General features: G+C 35.4%; 16 protein-coding genes. 3 read left to right on the top strand and 13 right to left on the bottom strand.

Features of this window, described 5'->3' with window-relative positions; translation table 11 throughout:
* Positions 1-100: 100 nt before the first annotated feature.
* The 11 genes from ACM9HF_RS04580 to ACM9HF_RS04630 form a co-directional block, all read right to left on the bottom strand.
* Positions 101-517 (bottom strand): hypothetical protein, encoded by a 417-nt coding sequence (locus tag ACM9HF_RS04580; protein ID WP_473614764.1) that lies wholly within the window; start codon positions 515-517, stop codon positions 101-103.
* 115 nt (positions 518-632) lie between these two features.
* A complete protein-coding gene (locus ACM9HF_RS04585) occupies positions 633-1316 on the bottom strand; it encodes a hypothetical protein (protein ID WP_473614767.1) in 684 nt (227 codons plus the stop codon).
* A 99-nt stretch (positions 1317-1415) separates the two neighbouring features.
* Positions 1416-1826 (bottom strand): hypothetical protein, encoded by a 411-nt coding sequence (locus tag ACM9HF_RS04590; RefSeq protein WP_473614771.1) that lies wholly within the window; start codon positions 1824-1826, stop codon positions 1416-1418.
* Between the two features lie 466 nt (positions 1827-2292).
* Complete coding sequence (locus ACM9HF_RS04595) at positions 2293-2937, bottom strand: hypothetical protein (RefSeq protein WP_473614774.1); 645 nt, start codon at positions 2935-2937, stop codon at positions 2293-2295.
* Positions 2938-3053: 116 nt separating this feature from the next.
* Complete coding sequence (locus ACM9HF_RS04600; RefSeq protein WP_473614778.1) at positions 3054-3404, bottom strand: hypothetical protein; 351 nt, start codon at positions 3402-3404, stop codon at positions 3054-3056.
* A gap of 122 nt (positions 3405-3526) precedes the next feature.
* Entirely contained in the window at positions 3527-3892 is a 366-nt protein-coding gene (locus ACM9HF_RS04605; RefSeq protein WP_473614147.1) for a hypothetical protein, read from the bottom strand.
* 492 nt (positions 3893-4384) lie between these two features.
* A complete protein-coding gene (locus ACM9HF_RS04610; RefSeq protein WP_473614782.1) occupies positions 4385-4636 on the bottom strand; it encodes a hypothetical protein in 252 nt (83 codons plus the stop codon).
* A gap of 2193 nt (positions 4637-6829) precedes the next feature.
* The gene (locus ACM9HF_RS04615) at positions 6830-7189 is read right to left on the bottom strand and encodes a hypothetical protein (protein ID WP_473614785.1); all 360 of its coding nucleotides are present in this window, start codon (positions 7187-7189) and stop codon (positions 6830-6832) included.
* 109 nt (positions 7190-7298) lie between these two features.
* Positions 7299-7739, bottom strand: coding sequence for a hypothetical protein (locus tag ACM9HF_RS04620; protein ID WP_473614789.1), 441 nt, complete (start codon positions 7737-7739; stop codon positions 7299-7301).
* Positions 7740-8505: 766 nt separating this feature from the next.
* Positions 8506-8880, bottom strand: coding sequence for a hypothetical protein (locus ACM9HF_RS04625; protein ID WP_473614751.1), 375 nt, complete (start codon positions 8878-8880; stop codon positions 8506-8508).
* Positions 8881-9633: 753 nt separating this feature from the next.
* Complete coding sequence (locus tag ACM9HF_RS04630; protein WP_473614792.1) at positions 9634-10245, bottom strand: hypothetical protein; 612 nt, start codon at positions 10243-10245, stop codon at positions 9634-9636.
* A gap of 557 nt (positions 10246-10802) precedes the next feature.
* Between ACM9HF_RS04630 and ACM9HF_RS04635 the strand changes: the two genes are divergently transcribed.
* On the top strand, positions 10803-11771 hold the full coding sequence (locus ACM9HF_RS04635; RefSeq protein WP_473614796.1) for an integron integrase: 969 nt from the start codon (positions 10803-10805) through the stop codon (positions 11769-11771).
* A 614-nt stretch (positions 11772-12385) separates the two neighbouring features.
* On the opposite strand, the gene ACM9HF_RS04640 is transcribed toward ACM9HF_RS04635, so the two are convergent.
* Together ACM9HF_RS04640 and pdsO are read right to left on the bottom strand one after the other, a co-directional pair.
* The gene (locus ACM9HF_RS04640) at positions 12386-12922 is read right to left on the bottom strand and encodes a peroxiredoxin-like family protein (RefSeq protein WP_473614798.1); all 537 of its coding nucleotides are present in this window, start codon (positions 12920-12922) and stop codon (positions 12386-12388) included.
* Positions 12923-13315: 393 nt separating this feature from the next.
* Entirely contained in the window at positions 13316-14134 is an 819-nt protein-coding gene (gene pdsO, locus ACM9HF_RS04645; RefSeq protein ID WP_473614801.1) for a sortase-associated OmpA-like protein PdsO, read from the bottom strand.
* 232 nt (positions 14135-14366) lie between these two features.
* On the opposite strand from pdsO, the gene pdsR reads away from it, so the two are divergent.
* Positions 14367-15092 carry a proteobacterial dedicated sortase system response regulator gene (gene pdsR / locus ACM9HF_RS04650; protein ID WP_473614805.1) on the top strand — a complete coding sequence of 242 codons (726 nt, stop codon included), beginning with the start codon at positions 14367-14369 and terminating at the stop codon, positions 15090-15092.
* An 81-nt stretch (positions 15093-15173) separates the two neighbouring features.
* Complete coding sequence (gene pdsS, locus ACM9HF_RS04655; protein ID WP_473614807.1) at positions 15174-17423, top strand: proteobacterial dedicated sortase system histidine kinase; 2250 nt, start codon at positions 15174-15176, stop codon at positions 17421-17423.
* Positions 17424-17431: the final 8 nt, after the last annotated feature.

Raw genomic sequence — 17431 nt, forward strand, 5'->3', positions numbered from 1 at the left:
CTAACGCTTTGCTAAGCGGCAATAAAATAGCTGGCTAAAATTAGCGAGGAACGAGCAAAAGCCAGCTGTTTTTTGTCCGTTTAAGCAACTTGTTATATTTTTAAAAGCTAAATTCAAAATCCCAATCAAAGTTAAACTCGGTTGTGCCTTCAGGGTATTTAAACTCCATCGGAAAACTTTCACCTTTTAAGGTTATGCTTCCATTAATAAACACAACTTCACCGTTTGAAACCCGTGAACCTTCAATTACTGCGGAACCTAAATCTCCAGAAAATGAAATACTCTCTCGCTCTTCTATGCTTTCATCGTACTGACCTGATATTACTCGTTCGACTTCTGAAATATTGCCAGTCACCTCAGTGATAACTTTGGTATTATTGAGTAGTTCAATAATTGCAACTCTTTCTTGTTCTTCTTCTTTTTGAAGCCCTATAACAACCAAGTAAACAAAAAGTGCATAAAGCACGGCTCCAATACCTATTAATATGAATAAGTATTTAAGTCCTTTTCTTAACATAAACTCCGATCCTGATTAAAAATATAACGCCCCACTAAGGGGCTAAAAATTGTTGGCTATAATACCGAGCGGAGCGAAAGTAGCCAACTGTTTTTAGTCCCGCTTGAGTGGCTTGTTAGGTGCACTTTGCTTCCAGTCGGATAGCTCCAATGGATAAATAATAATATAACCAAAATACCCCTGGCACTGAAACCCAATACTGTCCATATACTGTAGACAAACAAGTTAAAATAATGGTTATGAATGATACAAAAATAATCCATGGATTAAGCTTAAAGCTAAGTGAAGAAGATATAGGTAAAGGAGTTATTTTAACTTTAGTTACCGGAGTCTGACCTATTGAGATAAATAACAAATGCAACATTGACCAAATAAAAAGTACAATAAAAATAATGGGGATACCTGATAATGGAATACCTATTGAGTCTGCCCAGTGAGGAAACTCACCTCGAAATAACCCTTGAAATAAATCAAAAACTGAACCAGCAGCAGTAATAAATGGAAGAGTGAAAGCTAATAGTATTAACAAAGGTTTATTTGGCGTTTTAATTTTACCTTTACCAAGTTTTAAAAGTAACATTAGAATAAATAAGAATGAAATGATGGTTATACCAAGATCTTGTAGCAAATATTTAGGTGTTAGCATTTCCTCTCTTAAAGCATAAAATTCAGCACTTTGAGAGTTATCCAACGACATATATTGTTGGTTAAATAACTCAGGATCTGAATATGGCTCTAAGATGAAAGAGTAAAGTAACAAACTTACCCCAATTAAGAATACGAAAATAGCAGCTTTCATGTGCACCTAACGCCCAATTAATGGGCTTTTATTGCTGGCTAAAATTGCGAGGGACGAGCACAGCCAGCTGTAAAAGTCCCGTTGAATTGCTTGTTATATTTACTTTACACTCACTATCTCATACCAATTTTCGTATGGTGGTGATGGATACTTAATTTGCTTAATACCAGTTAAAAAACAATTAACTCCATTAGTATCTAGCTCGGATCTAGCATCAATAACATCGCCTGATTTGTTTAAAACGAAGATAAACTTAAACGACTTGATACCTTCTTTCTGTATTAACGGTCGGCACTTTTTTGCTACTGGCGACCAAAATTTATTATGCTCTGGAATCAATTCATATACTTCATATTGAAACCCTTTTTTAGTTTTTGATTGGAGCTTGTGTAACTTTGCTAAGTCAGAATAACTAAAGTTGTTTTTATAAGCGAATTCAGATTCAGTGTTATTTCGGGAAGCGCATGCGCCAATTAGAAAAACAAAGAAAATAATAATAGAAAGTTTCAAAATATGCTCCCTGCTGATTGTAAATATAACGCCCAATTAATGGGCTTTTATTGCTGGCTAAAATTGCGAGGGACGAGCACAGCCAGCTGTAAAAGTCCCGTTGAATTGCTTGTTATATGCCTGATAAATCTAAACTTAAATACAAAAGTTCAAAGTAAAAGACGGTAGTAATAAATGCACTATAAATTGAGCTACCCACAATTGCCAGAACGAAATAATAGCTTTGCCAACAAAAGTCTTTTAAATAGGCAAAGCTTATTAGTGACTATTGAAAAACGATAATAGCGAAACCCGAAGCAACGTGTACAAAAGTATTTTTGATAACAACCTTTTTAGCTAAAGCACCCTACTACATGAATTGCATATAACGCCCAATTAACAGGCAAAAAATGGTTGGCTAAAATAAGTGAACGTAGTGAACAAAAAGCCAACTGTTTTTTGTCCTTGTTTAATTTCTTGTTATATTTCAATATCGTTGAACTTTGTTAGGAAGCTCTGATAACTTATCGCTTGGGCAAACCATCGTGATATCTCGAATATCACCAATAGGTAATTTTATAAATTCTTTTGACATTTGTACTTCTGAATCTAGCACAAACCTGAATTCACTTTGATATTCATATTCTGAGAACTTCCTAAAAGGTCCCATTTTACCGTGATGAACCTTTTTATCTATATATTCTACAGGAGCTTGAAATAATCCCATTTCTTTTTTGATTGAAGCAGTTTTTATACGTTTAATAAACTCTTTCAAATCTTTAATAACAACTGCAACATCTCCAAATTCCATATTTCGTTTGTCGAACTCATAACTTTTTTTAGTTGTGAACATATATAGACAAAGAATATTACGGGACTTTTTATTATTATATCTGTAAATCAAAGGGCTTTTAGCTCCTCCGATAGGTACCCATTTACCTTCCTTGTCTTTAATAGATATGTTTTTAAATTGAATAGCTTCATCAGCCCCTTCATTAGGATCAGAACGAAGAAACCCATCATTATCTATTCGAGTGAAAAAAGCATCACTATTCAGATGTAAATTACCATCAAGAAAATCATTCAAAAAATCTTGAGGGAGTATTTTGGCTAATATTACACCGTACGACATAGTATCCTTGAAATATAACGCCTCACTCAGAGGCTAAAAATTGATGGCTAAAATAGCGAGGCACGAGCAATAGCCAGCTGTTTTTAGTCCTTTGCAGTGACTTGTTATGTGCAATTTTAACCAAGCCACTCAGCCAGTACATCAGAGGAAGAAAAACCTAACATCATTATATTGTTTGGACTATCTCCAAATCCGAGGGCAAATTCATTTTCACTTGCGATAGTAAGTAACCAATTATCCTTACATTGAGCTATACACCAAACCTCTGATGATTGATATTTATCCAAATAATATTCAGGAAAACAAGCGGAAGTTACATTAGCTTTCACTGGTTCAATAACATTAGCAATCAATTTATCTGTAACTTCAATTACATATTCATCATAGTCACGCCCTTTAGGAGTAATGACTTGAGAATCATCTGAAATTGCTTCATTAATTTTAAATATTGCTGCAGATTTATTCATAGCACATAACGCCCAATTAATGGGCTTTTATCGCTGGCTATAATTGCGAGGAACGAGCACAGCCAGCTGTAAAAGTCCCGTTAAATTGCTTGTTAGGCGTGATTAATATAATGTAAATATGCTTACGAATTATGCCTCATCCCTTGAATATAAACTTTAAAGTTAGAAAATGAATCAGTATCTGTAATCGATGATGTTACTAAACCTCTAGTCTCTTCATCAGAGTACGCATCTATAACTGACCAAAGAAAGTATATTGCATCGAAGGTTTCATCATCGTACTTTAGGCTTTTAACTTTCATGATTGAAGATATGTATTCCGTTAAATACTTTCCAATAATATTTGAATTAAAGAAGTCGTCTTTATTAATGAAATCATTAATACTTTCCACAATCTCAATTGTTAAAAAAGCATCTTCTTTTTCTCCATTCTCTTGAATTAACAACTTAACATTTTCAATAAATTTTACAATTACATCCTTATTCATACGACTTCCTTTTATTAATTAAATTAAAATGAACCAAACGATAAACGCCTAACGCCCAATTAATGGGCTTTTATTGCTGGCTAAAATTTGCGAGGAACGAGCACAGCCAGCTGTAAAAGTCCCGTTCAATTGCTTGTTATATGCCTGATAAACTTTAACTTAATTACTGAAGTTCAAAGTAAAAGACGGTAGTAATAAATGCACTATAAATTGAGCTACCCACAAATACCAGAACGAAATAATAGCTTTGTTACATTACGCAGTAATAAAAACAACAAAGCTTATTAGTGACTAGTGAAAAACGACAATAGCGAAACTCATAGCAACACTTACAAAAGTAAGATTGATAACAATATTTTTAGCTAAACAAACAATACTATTTGAGTGCATATAACGCCCAAATAAGGGGCTAATTATTGCTGGCTAAAATAACGAACGAAGTGAGGCAGCCAGCTGTAATTAGTCCCACTTCATTTTCTTGTTATGTGTAAATTACTTCTCAATATCCGTTAAATCCTTGCCATTACAATCAATTAAGTTGGTAAAGTTAGTTTGACTAAAGATTCTTTTTAGACAAAGAAATGAGAATAAAATAGCTAAAAGGAAAAACAAAATCCCTGTTAGTTCAAATACTTCAAAATCAACACAAATTCCAGATGGTTGACAGCCATTTCTAGGGAGTCTTTCATAGGTTAGAAAAGTGAAAAATATAGCTAAAATAATATAAATTATATTACGAATCACACCCCCCTCCTTTACACATAACGCCCAATTAATGGGCTTTTATTGCTGGCTATAATAGCGAGGAACGAGCACAGCCAGCTGTAAAAGTCCCGTTAAATTGCTTGTTATATGCCTGATAAACCTGAACTAAAATACAAAAGTCAGAAGTAAAAGACGGTAGTAATAAACGCACTATAAATTGAGCTACCCACAAATGCCAGAACGAAATAATAGCTTTGTTACATTACGAAGTAATAAAAACAACAAAGCTTATTAGTGACTATTGGAAAACCTTAATAGCGAAACCCGTAGCAACGTTTACAAAAGTAAGATTGATAACAATATTTTTAGCTAAACCAACAATACTATTTGAGTGCATATAACGCCCAATTAATGGGCTTTTATTGCTGGCTAAAATTTGCGAGGAACGAGCACAGCCAGCTGTAAAAGTCCCGTTAAATTGCTTGTTATATGCCTGATAAACCTGAACATAAATACACAAGCAACTAGTAAAAACCGGTAGTCATAAACGCACTATAAATTGAGCTACCCACAAAAGCCAGAACGAAATAATAGCTTTGCCACAAAAGTCTCTTTAACAAGGCAAAGCTTATTAGTGACTATTGATAAACGACAATAGCGAAACCCGTAGCAACGTTTATAAAAGTAAGTTTGATAACAATATTTTTAGCTAAACAAACAATACTATTTGAGTGCATATAACGCCCAATTAATGGGCTTTTATTGCTGGCTAAAATTTGCGAGGAACGAGCACAGCCAGCTGTAAAAGTCCCGTTGAATTGCTTGTTATATGACTGATAAACCTGAACTTAAATATAAAAGCCAGAAGTAAAAGACGGTAGTAATAAACGTACTATAAATTGAGCTACCCACAAATGCCAGAACGAAATAATAGCTTTGTTACATTACGAAGTAATAAAAACAACAAAGCTTATTAGTGGCTATTGCAAAGCTATAATAGCGAAACCCGTAGCAGCGTTTACAAAAGTAAAAGTTAATAACCAAATTATTAGCTAAAGCCCCCTACTACATGAATTGCATATAACGCCCAATTAATGGGCTTTTATCGCTGGCTATAATTGCGAGGGACGAGCACAGCCAGCTGTAAAAGTCCCGTTGAATTGCTTGTTATATGCCTGATAAACCTGAACTAAAATACAAAAATCAGAAGTAAAAGACGGTAGCAATAAGCACACTATAAATTGAGCTACCCACAAATGCTAGAACGAAATAATAGCTTTGTTACATTACGTAGTAATAAAAACAACAAAGCTTATTAGTGACTAGTGAAAAACACAATAGCGAAACACGTAGCAGCGCATTAAAAAGTAAAAGTTAATAACCGAATTTTTAGCTAAACCAAACAATACTATTTGAGTGCATATAACGCCCAATTAATGGGCTTTATTGCTGGCTAAAATTGCGAGGGACGAGCACAGCCAGCTGTAAAAGTCCCGTTGAATTGCTTGTTATATGCCTGATAAACCTTAACTTAAACACAAAATCTAGAAGTAAAAGACGGTAGTAATAACTGCACTATAAATTGAGCTACCCACAAATGCCAGAACGAAATAATAGCTTTGTTACATTACGTAGTAATAAAAACAACAAAGCTTATTAGTGACTATTGGAAAACCTTAATAGCGAAACCCGTAGCAGCGTTTACAAAAGTAAGATTGATAACAATATTTTTAGCTAAACCAACCATACTATTTGAGTGCATATAACGCCCAATTAATGGGCTTTTATTGCTGGCTAACATTGCGAGGAACGAGCACAGCCAGCTGTAAAAGTCCCGTTGAATTGCTTGTTAGATGGTAACTCAGATAAACACTAAGCGCTCCAGCCAACATAACCATAAGCGTAAAATAAAAAAATCACCTTAACTTGTGCGACAATCCTTAATCTTAAGTAAAGTTGCTTCAAGTAAAAGACACTACTTACGCAACTTTACTTAAGATTAAGGATTAAAAAGAAGCTTAGCACGCGTCAAGGGATTTTAAATAGAATTTGTTGTTTGGATAAACTCAACGCTTATGCTGTAGAAAAGCGGCAATACTCCTTCTTTCCACAGATCCCTTAGCAAATGAATTCTTTTGTTACCATATAACGCCCAATTAATGGGCTTTTATTGCTGGCTAAAATTGCGAGGAACGAGCACAGCCAGCTGTAAAAGTCCCGTTGAATTACTTGTTAGCTGGTTACATAGTGGTGCCTTAAATACCAGCCAACCGATATACCTGTTGCCCCTCCAACTATACATCCAACTACCCCAAAGAGAACACCACAAACAACTCCTAAAAACATTGAAACTATAATTACTATTTTATTATTTGAAATTCGTTGTACACAAAACTCCATTATTAAGCTAAATAATATAGAAGGTAGACCCATTAATACAAAAGCGCCTATTATCATTACAAAGAATGTAACTACCTGAGATGCGCCTCCCTTACCAGCCTGTAGTACCGTGAAAAAGAAAAAGAGACATGCACCAACTAAGGGTGGAAAAACAACTCCAGCAATAATCCTATGTGTACGATTCGATACCATAACCAATCCTTGATTTACCAGCTAACGCCCAATTAATGGGCTTTTATTGCTGGCTTAAAATTGCGAGGAACGAGCACAGCCAGCTGTAAAAGTCCCGTTAAATTGCTTGTTAGGCATTTTTTACACTGTTGTTGGTTTTATGAACAGCGATATACCAAAACAATGCCATTGCTAATGAAATTATAATGCTACTAATTAATGATTCTTGAAGTTTTAGTAAATATCCAGCATTTGTAATTTGACCAAACTCAACCACTAATGTTTGTGAGTAAAACAACCTATCGTATCCTGCTGTACTATAGAGAGACCACATAAGGTTTAAAACGAAACTGACAACAAACATTACAGAGGTATATTGCCAACACTTTTTCCAGCCGTAAGCTCGAAGTATTAGATGACAAATAGCTGCGAAAAATAAGAAAAACACGTAAGCAAAAACTAAATTGAACAGCGCCCAAAAACTTAAAGCACTATGCCCCCAGTATGGAATTGTCCAAATTAGAGCAATAATCAAAGGAGATAAGAAAACTCCAAGTGCTATCCGTTTCACGAAACTCTCCTAAATGCCTAACGCCCAATTAATGGGCTTTTATTGCTGGCTATAATTGCGAGGAACAAGCACAGCCAGCTGTAAAAGTCCCGTTGAATTGCTTGTTATATGCCTGATAAACCTGAACTTAAATACAAAAGTTAGAAGTAAAAGACGGTAGTAATAAACGCACTATAAATTGAGCTACCCACAAATGCCAGTACGAAATAATAGCTTTGTTACATTACGTAGTAATAAAAACAACAAAGCTTATTAGTGACTATTGGAAAACTACAATAGCGATACTCGTAGCAGCACTTACAAAAGTAAAAGTTAGCAACTAAATTATTAGCTAAAGCACCCTACTTCAGAATTGCATATAACGCCCAATTAATGGGCTTTTATTGCTGGCTAAAATTTGCGAGGAACGAGCACAGCCAGCTGTAAAAGTCCCGTTGAATTGCTTGTTATATGCCTGATAAACCTAAACATAAATACACAAGCAACTAGTAAAAGACGGTAGTAATAACCACACTATAAATTGAGCTACCCACAAATGCCAGAACGAAATAATAGCTTTGTTACATTACGTAGTAATAAAAACAACAAAGCTTATTAGTGACTATTGGAAAACTACAATAGCGATACTCGTAGTAGCGTTTACAAAAGTACGTTTGATAACAATATTTTTAGCTAAACCAACCATACTATTTGAGTGCATATAACGCCTCATTCAGAGGCAAATAATTGTTGGCTAAAATAGCGAGGCACGAGCAACAGCCAACTGTTATTTGTCCTGCTGCAATGCCTTGTTAGGTTTACATTGTTCCCAAAGCATCTCTTTGTATTTTTTAGCTAAAAGTATATCTTTATTTATACCTAATGATTTAGCACCAAACCCAGTTTCATAATATAGTTTTGCTGCTTTTATCGCGTCACAATTACCTAAAGATGCGGCTTTTATTAAGCAAGCGGTAGCTACTTCTGACTTCCGTTTGCCAGGATAGTTTACCTGATATGCATTGGCGTCGATCTCATCGGGCTTATACGCTACTGAAAAAAATAGAGAGTACATATCATTTACATCAGACTCAATAGGACATGCATTCTCTGCTTTAATATTTAAAGACACAAACATAAATACCAATGCTAAAATTTTCATCGTAAACCTAACGCCCAATTAATGGGCTTTTATTGCTGGCTAAAATTGCGAGGGACGAGCACAGCCAGCTGTAAAAGTCCCGTTGAATTGCTTGTTATATGCCTGATAAAACTGAACTTAAATACACAAGTTCAAAGTAAAAGACGGTAGTAATAAATGCACTATAAATTGAGCTACCCACAATTGCCAGAACGAAATAATAGCTTTGCCACAAAAGTCTCTTTAAAAAGGCAAAGCTTATTAGTGACTATTGAAAAACTAGAATAGCGAAACTCGTAGCAGCGTTTACAAAAGTACGTTTGATAACAACATTTTTAGCTAAACCAACCATACTATTTGAGTGCATATAACGCCCAATTAATGGGCTTTTATTGCTGGCTAAAATTTGCGAGGGACGAGCACAGCCAGCTGTAAAAGTCCCGTTGAATTGCTTGTTATATGCCTGATAAACCTAAACATAAATACACAAGCAACTAGTAAAAGGCGGTAGTAATAACCACACTATAAATTGAGCTACCCACAAATGCCAGAACGAAATAATAGCTTTGTTACATTACGCAGTAATAAAAACAACAAAGCTTATTAGTGACTATTGGAAAACTATAATAGCGAAACCCGTAGCAACACTTACAAAAGTAAGATTGATAACAATATTTTTAGCTAAACCAACCATACTATTTGAGTGCATATAACGCCTCATTCAGAGGCAAATAATTGTTGGCTAAAATCGCGACGCAGGAGCAAAGCCAACTGTTATTTGTCCTGCTTCAATGACTTGTTAGGCATATTTTCACCCAACTTGTTTATTAAAGAATTTGGTACCATTATTTTAAACAAATCCAATGGTAAAAATTTACTGATTTCACGCATTGATTGATTATGCGATTTTGTAGTTCCGTAATTAATACCGGGATAATTTAAGGCTGTATTTGCAAAGTACGCAGCTTCCATAAGCAATTCCTTGATATCAATTTCGCCCATATAAACGGGTGGAACAAGTAAACGACCTATAGTAGTTCTTTGTAAGTTAATTTGACCAATATACTCACTAATTTCAGGGTCAGTATCTTTGCCGTATTCAAATAAAAAAGCCGAACCCTCAGAATACCAATCGGTTTCCATGGCGTCTTCCCATGAGATTTCACCTCTGCAAAGTTTCTCAGCAGCTTCAACACCTTTTCTACTACCTGAGTCAGGAAGTAGCTCCCAGATTCGCCTACAGCATTCAAGTAAGTATTTTTGAATAATAGTCATTGATTCGGGATCTTTAAGGTGGCCACGCTCTCTTAAAAGATAAATAATCTCCCAAGAGGATTCTTCACATGCTTGATCTACAGGTTGAATATTATCGACAGGGTTCACCATATGCCTAACGCCCAATTAATGGGCTTTTATTGCTGGCTAAAATTGCGAGGAACGAGCACAGCCAGCTGTAAAAGTCCCGTTGAATTGCTTGTTATATGCCTGATAAAACTGAACTTAAATACACAAGTTCAAAGTAAAAGACGGTAGTCATAAACGCACTATAAATTGAGCTACCCACAAATGCCAGAACGAAATAATAGCTTTGCCACAAAAGTCTCTTTAAAAAGGCAAAGCTTATTAGTGACTATTGAAAAACTATAATAGCGAAACTCGTAGCAGCGTTTACAAAAGTACGTTTGATAACAATATTTTTAGCTAAACCAACAATACAATTTGAGTGCATATAACAGCTTATTAGTTTGCAAATTTCCCGCTTTCCACAAAACATTTACAAACAACTTTAAAAACCTAGATTATGTCACTTTAATCGAAATATCAACAATATAACTTTTTTACCTATGCTAGCAGCTGTGTAAAAGCAGGAAAAAATCCTGCTTTGTTGTAGAAAGCGAGATTTATGCTATACTGTATATAAAAACAGTTGCCAATGTGATTATATGAGTTCTCCATTTTTAGATTATATAAAAGAAAAAATGCAATTAAAACGATACGCTAAAAGAACCATTGGCACGTATTTATATTGGATTAAGGCTTATATTAACTACAACCAACAGACCCATCCTATTGACTTACATGATCGTGAAGTAGAAGCTTTTCTGTCATACTTATCTAATCAAATGAATGTTGCTCCAAGAACACAAGCGTTAGCGTTAAATTCTCTCGTTTTTTTATATAAACACGTACTCGATAAGCCCTTAACATTCGATTTAGCTTTTAATAAAAGTCGTATTCAAACCAAACTCCCCGTCGTACTTACAAAAGAAGAAATTAAAAGTCTTTTAATGCATACCAATGAAAAGCACTCGCTAGCTATTCAAATTATGTACGGTAGTGGTCTTCGGCTTATGGAGGTGGTAAGGCTTAGAATTAAAGATATTGATTTTGATTACCACTCTATTCAAATATGGCACGGTAAAGGTGGTAAAAACAGACGAGTTACATTAGCCAAAGAGTTAGTCAGTAAGCTAAAAACACAAATTCAATTAGCAAAAAGTATTGCCTGTAGCGATTTAGAAAAACCTCAATATCACGGTGTTTATTTACCCTATGCATTGGCGAGAAAATACCCTCAAGCTAATAAAGACATTGGATGGCATTATTTATTTCCCTCATCTCGCTTAAGTGTAGATCCTGAATCAAAGTTATTGAGACGACATCACATTGATGAAACACTTTTACGTAAGGCCGTTAAAGCCGCTTCGCATCAAGCCAATATTGAAAAAAACGTAACCTGCCATACTTTGCGACATTCATTTGCTACTCATTTATTACAACGCGGTGCAGATATAAGAACGGTTCAAGAACAATTAGGTCATACTGATATTCGTACTACACAAATTTATACTCATGTAATTGAGCATGGTGCCAAAGGCGTTACTAGCCCGTTATCTGATTTAATGAGCTAACGCCATCTCGTCATTAGAAAGTTCTATCCCATCGTTTTAATAATGACTTTCATTGTCGATCGAGAGGGCACAACAAAAACTTTATAGTAGTATTTATTACCCATTACCGATCAATATGCGTATTTCAGAGCGCTTGAGCGATATCAATTCAAAGCAATGTTTTGTAATAATGGTCGTTCCTTTATAAAAAGCACTGTTGATGAAGTGATTTTGCTAAAACGATTCTTCGATGGCTCTAAAAACAATTTATCTTCCTCTGTGCTCTTCGATTGTTAAAATTTCTTTATCTTTTCAGAAGCAATTCGTCACCTAATTACGCGAATTATTCTCATTAAAAGAACAAGACCAAGACCAACCATGGAAGTTTTATTGCTCTGTAGTATTCTCATTCCTCAGTGTGTACAAATATAACTTCGCGTATAACTTGCCAAGCGTTATTTACGTTACGTGTAATTAATACGAACTCTGTTGCTCATTGGTATCAATTCGATGAATTCAGTCCATGTATTCAATTCTGGAGCTTTATTTTCACGCTTACTTGAAATAAACCTTTATACATCACTTTATCTACAAGAGAAGTGGCGCTATTAGGAGCAAGCATAATAAAAGAGCTACTAATAAGTTAGCGTACCTCGAATAGGATATTTATTTTCAGGATTTCTGATCAAACCTAATCCTCTAATCACTGACGTTAATTCAGGTCGTAGAAAAGGCGCGTTAGAAATATCAATTAATTGAATATTGTTCGATGAGTTGATCACAAATAAACCGGGTTCAGCGAATGGACGATCTGTTTCAGCCTCAGACCTTGGATTTGAAATATATAAACCTAAGGTTTTCATTTGCTCAATAGTTAAATCGTAACCTACCTCAAAACTTGGGTTTATTTCATTCATTTGAATTAACGCTTTTTCTTTTGGATCGGCAGACATAGCAACAACATCCACACCTAATTCATTAAATTGAGGAAGTAACTCGTTTAAGGTTGATAAATATTTATTGCATAACGAGCAATGTTTACCACGATATACAATCACTAAAAGCCAATCACAATCTCCCTTAGGGTTTAAAAAATCTAATTTTCCGCCCTCTAATTTATCAACCGATAATGTTGGAAATTGTTGTCCTGCACTTAACTTTTTACTTATCATTTTATTTCTCTCTGAATTTTGTAATGCACACACAATAATAAACAAGTAATTATAGTCAAGAGTTTGTGATGAACGATACAAAAATAAAATGGGCTATTCTTTAAAATTTAACAAAGACGTAGCCCTCGCCTCAGCCATTAATGTTTGATTTAAGGCAAAGTTATTTACTTAGAGCAAGAACCGGCATAAGTATTGATGAAATGAATAAAGATTTTGAAGAAAAAACAGAGATGGTTTTAAGCTTTTGTAAATAAAAACTCTAGCTGATAAGTATCAGCTAGAATTTCAATTAGCAATTTATTGATGTTTCTATCTATTCATAAATATATACCCACCTCCTTAGAATAATTTATATCCTGTAATACATTGAATAACATAACTTAAAATACAGAATTAAAAGTTTTGTGCTGTTTGCCCTTCATCAGTTTGATGTAACTTAATAACTACTCGACGGTCGTAAAAACTGATTTCTTTATCGGTACTCGCGACTACAGGTTCGCTTTCACCAAGAGCAAATATTTGAATGCGGTCGCTTTCTACCCCATCATTTATTAAGGCATTTTTAACAGCATTTACTCGTGCTAACGATAAAGCTTGGTTTAATGCTTCGTCACCTTGTAAATCGGTATAACCTGAAAGGTCTATTGAAAGATCAGGCGACTGGGCTAACATTTTAGCTAGCGAGCTTATTTGTTGTTGGTAATGGGCTTTAATTTCGCTTGAGCCTGTTGAAAACTGAAGGCTCATCAACAAGTTTTCAGCTTGCAACTGAGCCGATTTTTTATAGTTACTTTCTAACGATAACAGCTCTGCTTGGTATGATTGTTCCGTTGCTTGTAATGCTTTTTGATGTTGTGCGATTACGTGATCAATATTCTGTTGTTTACTGGCTAATGTAAGCTCTAAATCTTCAATCGAATTTTCTGCATTGACGTTTTTAGCGATTAGCGTACCAACAAAACCAGCCACAAACGCCCCTATTGGCCCTGCAACTACAGCACCCACAAGAGCACCTGATCCAAATCCTATTTCTACATTAGTATCTGCTTGTTGCGCTTTTTCTTGTGCTGTCATGATTTTGTATTCTTCATCAAAAGCATAGCTTGGTGCTGTCATTAACGAACCGATAACCAATAAACCAATAACTGATTTTTTAGTTACTGAGTGAGAAGTTACCTTGTTTGCGTGTGTAGTTGTGTTAAAAGTTTTCATATTGTTTTCCTTTAGTGGTTGTTTATTTAATTGCTTAACTCTTTGTTGGTAACTATTAAACAAAACAAGTCGGACGAAATACCGACGCAAAAAAGGAAAATCGACGAACAAATGTGGCAACAATATGGCAATATCAATAAAAGCGCGAAGTTAGGGAAATAATTAGATATATTTACCTCATTGAAGAGTGCAGCTTGACTTAAATAGCTAAAACAGAAAGGTAAAAGAATAAATGAGTAAACGCATAGCGATAGTAGAAGATGAAGCAGCCATAAGAGAAAACTATGCTGATGTTCTACGCAGCCAAGGATATCAGGTACAAACCTATGTAGATCGAGAAAGTGCCACACAAGCCTTTTCTTTACGCTTACCCCATTTAGTTATTTTAGATATTGGCTTAGAAGAAGAATACGACGGCGGTTTTATTTTGTGTCAGTGGTTACGCACCCTTTCAACCACTTTACCTATTATATTTTTAACGGCTCGCGATAATGATTTTGATACCGTATCTGGCTTACGTATTGGCGCTGACGATTACTTAACAAAAGATATTAGTCTACCTCACTTAAGCGCAAGAATATCAGCTTTGTTTCGCAGACAAGATGCTATGAATCAACCACAACAAGAAGATCATTTAATTAGCGTAGGATCGATGACAATAGACAGCCAGCGCATGAGTGTTAAATGGAAGGAGCAATTAATCGACCTAACCATTACCGAATTTTGGATGGTTTACGCACTTGCTAAACACCCTGGCCATGTAAAAAACAGAACCCAGCTCATGCAAGATTCTAATATTTTTGTTGATGACAGTACCATTACCTCGCACATTAAACGTATTCGTAAAAAGTTTATAAAAACAGACGATACATTCGATTACATTGAAACTATTTATGGTATGGGTTATCGCTGGAATGAAGATACACAAAACAGCATGAGTTCAGCAAGCCATGCTTAATATTTCTATATGCAAGAAAAGCTTAATAAAAAGTATATTGATAAAAATATCATTTCAACAATCAGGTCGTAAACTGTAACTATGCCCGTTAAAAATAAGTCGTTCTTTAGATTTGGTTTACGTATTAAGTTACTTTTACTGTCGTCTTTTTTATTCAGCCTGCCTTGGTTTGGTTATCAATACGTGTGGGAAATGGAAAAATACCTACGCTACGGTCAAGAGCAAACCATTGTAGGTACAGCTCGCGCTTTGGCCACCGCATTACATGAGCGCCCTAACCTTTTTAATAATCAAGCAAGTTTTCTTCCTAATGTTGAAAAAGGAAAAGATCTATACAGCTATAAATTAACCACCGCTATTCAATTAGACGGTCTACCAATCGACTGGCCTTTATTTAACTCGCGCGCCCATTACTACGGTGAAAAAAATCAGCTCAGTCAATCAACCTCAGCAGAAAATTCATTGCACTTTAACGCCAGCGTAGGCCAGTACGATAAGTATTTATACATGATGTTTACTGTGGTTGATAACAAGTTGATTTATCGTCATAAAAATGCGCGTGGTATTTTTAAAAACGATCATTTAGAAATTGGACTTGTTGATCCGCAAAATAACTTTAATCGTTTTATTATCAGCAATAAAAAAGCTGGTTGGTTAGATGCATATAAGGTTGAAACACCGATTATTGAAACAGAACCTTTTACACAAACCAATCAAACTAATCCCCAAAAACAAATAATCACCGTAGCTCCTAAAATTCAAGGCCATTGGTTAGAAACACCTCAAGGTTATAATGTAGAACTACGTATTCCTATGGATATTGTTGGCGATAATATTGCTTTTGCTTTTCATGATGTAGATACAGAGTTTGCTGATGAACTCGCCAGTGTTGGCTCTGCAAATCCAAGTACCGCGCAAACTTTAGGTACGGTTTTAGTACCCTCACCTGAAATTGAACGTATTGTAAAAGGCATGAGCTACACTAACTCAAGTGTTTGGGTGGTCGACCAACATCAACGCGTATTAGCCAAGGCCGGAAATTTAAAACAAGCCAGTGGTGTGTGGAATAAAAGAACAACAAGTCATTCAACTTCTAGCAATTCAAACAATTCAATGATCACCTCATTATGGAACACCATTGAGCAAAACTGGCTACTACCGCTATATTATAAATTTTTAACTAAGCCACCTAAAGACTTTATCGACGAGCTTTACGATGCTCAACACTTAACAGGTAAACACATAAAAAGTGCGTTACAAGGTAATGCGCATTCACAATGGCGTTTAACCACAGACCAACAAGCTGTAGTGCTTTCTGCCGCTTATCCTATTTATATTAATAACCAAGTACATGGTGCCGTTATTGTTGAAGAAACCACAAACGGCATTAGAACCTTAAGAAACCGCGCCTTAGAAAAGCTCTTTACTTCAATTATTGCCATAATGTTATTAGGAGCAACCAGCTTCTTTTTGTTTGCTTCGCGTATATCTAACCGCATTAGAACTCTACGAAACCAAGCAGAATCAAGCATTGATGAAAACGGACGTATCAATAATCAACTTGTAGCTTCAACTGCAAACGATGAAATTGGTGACTTATCGCGTAGCTTTTCAACCGCCGTTAATCGATTGAGCCAATACAACCACTATCTTGAAGGTATGTCGTCGCGTTTATCTCACGAACTTAGAACCCCTATTGCGGTAGTTAGAACCTCTCTTGAAAACCTCACTATGCAGCAATTACCTGATAGCACAGCTCCTTACATAGAACGTGCACAAACAGGCATAAACACCCTTAATTTAATACTCACCAATATGAGTGAAGCCACCAACTTAGAGCAAATGTTAGAAACCACAGAGCGTGTACCTTTTAACTTACAACAAGTGTTATTTGGCTGTGTGCAAGGTTATAAACAAATTTACACAGAGGTAGGGTTTTCATTAACGGGCTTAAATGAAGAAAATGCTCGTAGCAAAGCACCCAATATAGAAGGTTCACCTGAACATATCGCTCAGTTACTCGATAAAGTATTTGCTAACGCGGTAGAATTTAGTAACGACAATAAGGTGAGCATTAGCTTACAAGAAACATCGTCAACCTTTATTATTCACATAAGTAACAACGGTAAACACTTGCCTGAATTAATGAAAGATAGATTATTTGATTCTATGGTATCGATGCGCGACACTAAACGCCAAGCACAGCCCCATTTAGGTTTAGGGCTTTATATTGCGAGGCTTATTGTGGAATTTCATCAAGGGATGATTAGTGCGAACGATCATCACAATCCATCAGGCGTTACTTTGAGTATTACGCTTAATAAAATTTAGGTATTAGC

It is taken from the genome of Colwellia sp. RE-S-Sl-9 (assembly GCF_048296855.1).
Lineage (GTDB): Bacteria > Pseudomonadota > Gammaproteobacteria > Enterobacterales > Alteromonadaceae > Pseudocolwellia.

Coding starts and splice junctions, on each gene's coding strand:
- ACM9HF_RS04605 (WP_473614147.1), bottom strand. CDS start 3,892: ATGAATAAGGATGTAATTGTAAAATTTATTGAAAATGTTAAGTTGTTA.
- ACM9HF_RS04630 (WP_473614792.1), bottom strand. CDS start 10,245: ATGGTGAACCCTGTCGATAATATTCAACCTGTAGATCAAGCATGTGAA.
- ACM9HF_RS04585 (WP_473614767.1), bottom strand. CDS start 1,316: ATGAAAGCTGCTATTTTCGTATTCTTAATTGGGGTAAGTTTGTTACTT.
- ACM9HF_RS04595 (WP_473614774.1), bottom strand. CDS start 2,937: ATGTCGTACGGTGTAATATTAGCCAAAATACTCCCTCAAGATTTTTTG.
- ACM9HF_RS04600 (WP_473614778.1), bottom strand. CDS start 3,404: ATGAATAAATCTGCAGCAATATTTAAAATTAATGAAGCAATTTCAGAT.
- pdsS (WP_473614807.1), top strand. CDS start 15,174: ATGCCCGTTAAAAATAAGTCGTTCTTTAGATTTGGTTTACGTATTAAG.
- ACM9HF_RS04640 (WP_473614798.1), bottom strand. CDS start 12,922: ATGATAAGTAAAAAGTTAAGTGCAGGACAACAATTTCCAACATTATCG.
- pdsO (WP_473614801.1), bottom strand. CDS start 14,134: ATGAAAACTTTTAACACAACTACACACGCAAACAAGGTAACTTCTCAC.
- ACM9HF_RS04615 (WP_473614785.1), bottom strand. CDS start 7,189: ATGGTATCGAATCGTACACATAGGATTATTGCTGGAGTTGTTTTTCCA.
- ACM9HF_RS04580 (WP_473614764.1), bottom strand. CDS start 517: ATGTTAAGAAAAGGACTTAAATACTTATTCATATTAATAGGTATTGGA.
- ACM9HF_RS04635 (WP_473614796.1), top strand. CDS start 10,803: ATGAGTTCTCCATTTTTAGATTATATAAAAGAAAAAATGCAATTAAAA.
- pdsR (WP_473614805.1), top strand. CDS start 14,367: ATGAGTAAACGCATAGCGATAGTAGAAGATGAAGCAGCCATAAGAGAA.
- ACM9HF_RS04625 (WP_473614751.1), bottom strand. CDS start 8,880: ATGAAAATTTTAGCATTGGTATTTATGTTTGTGTCTTTAAATATTAAA.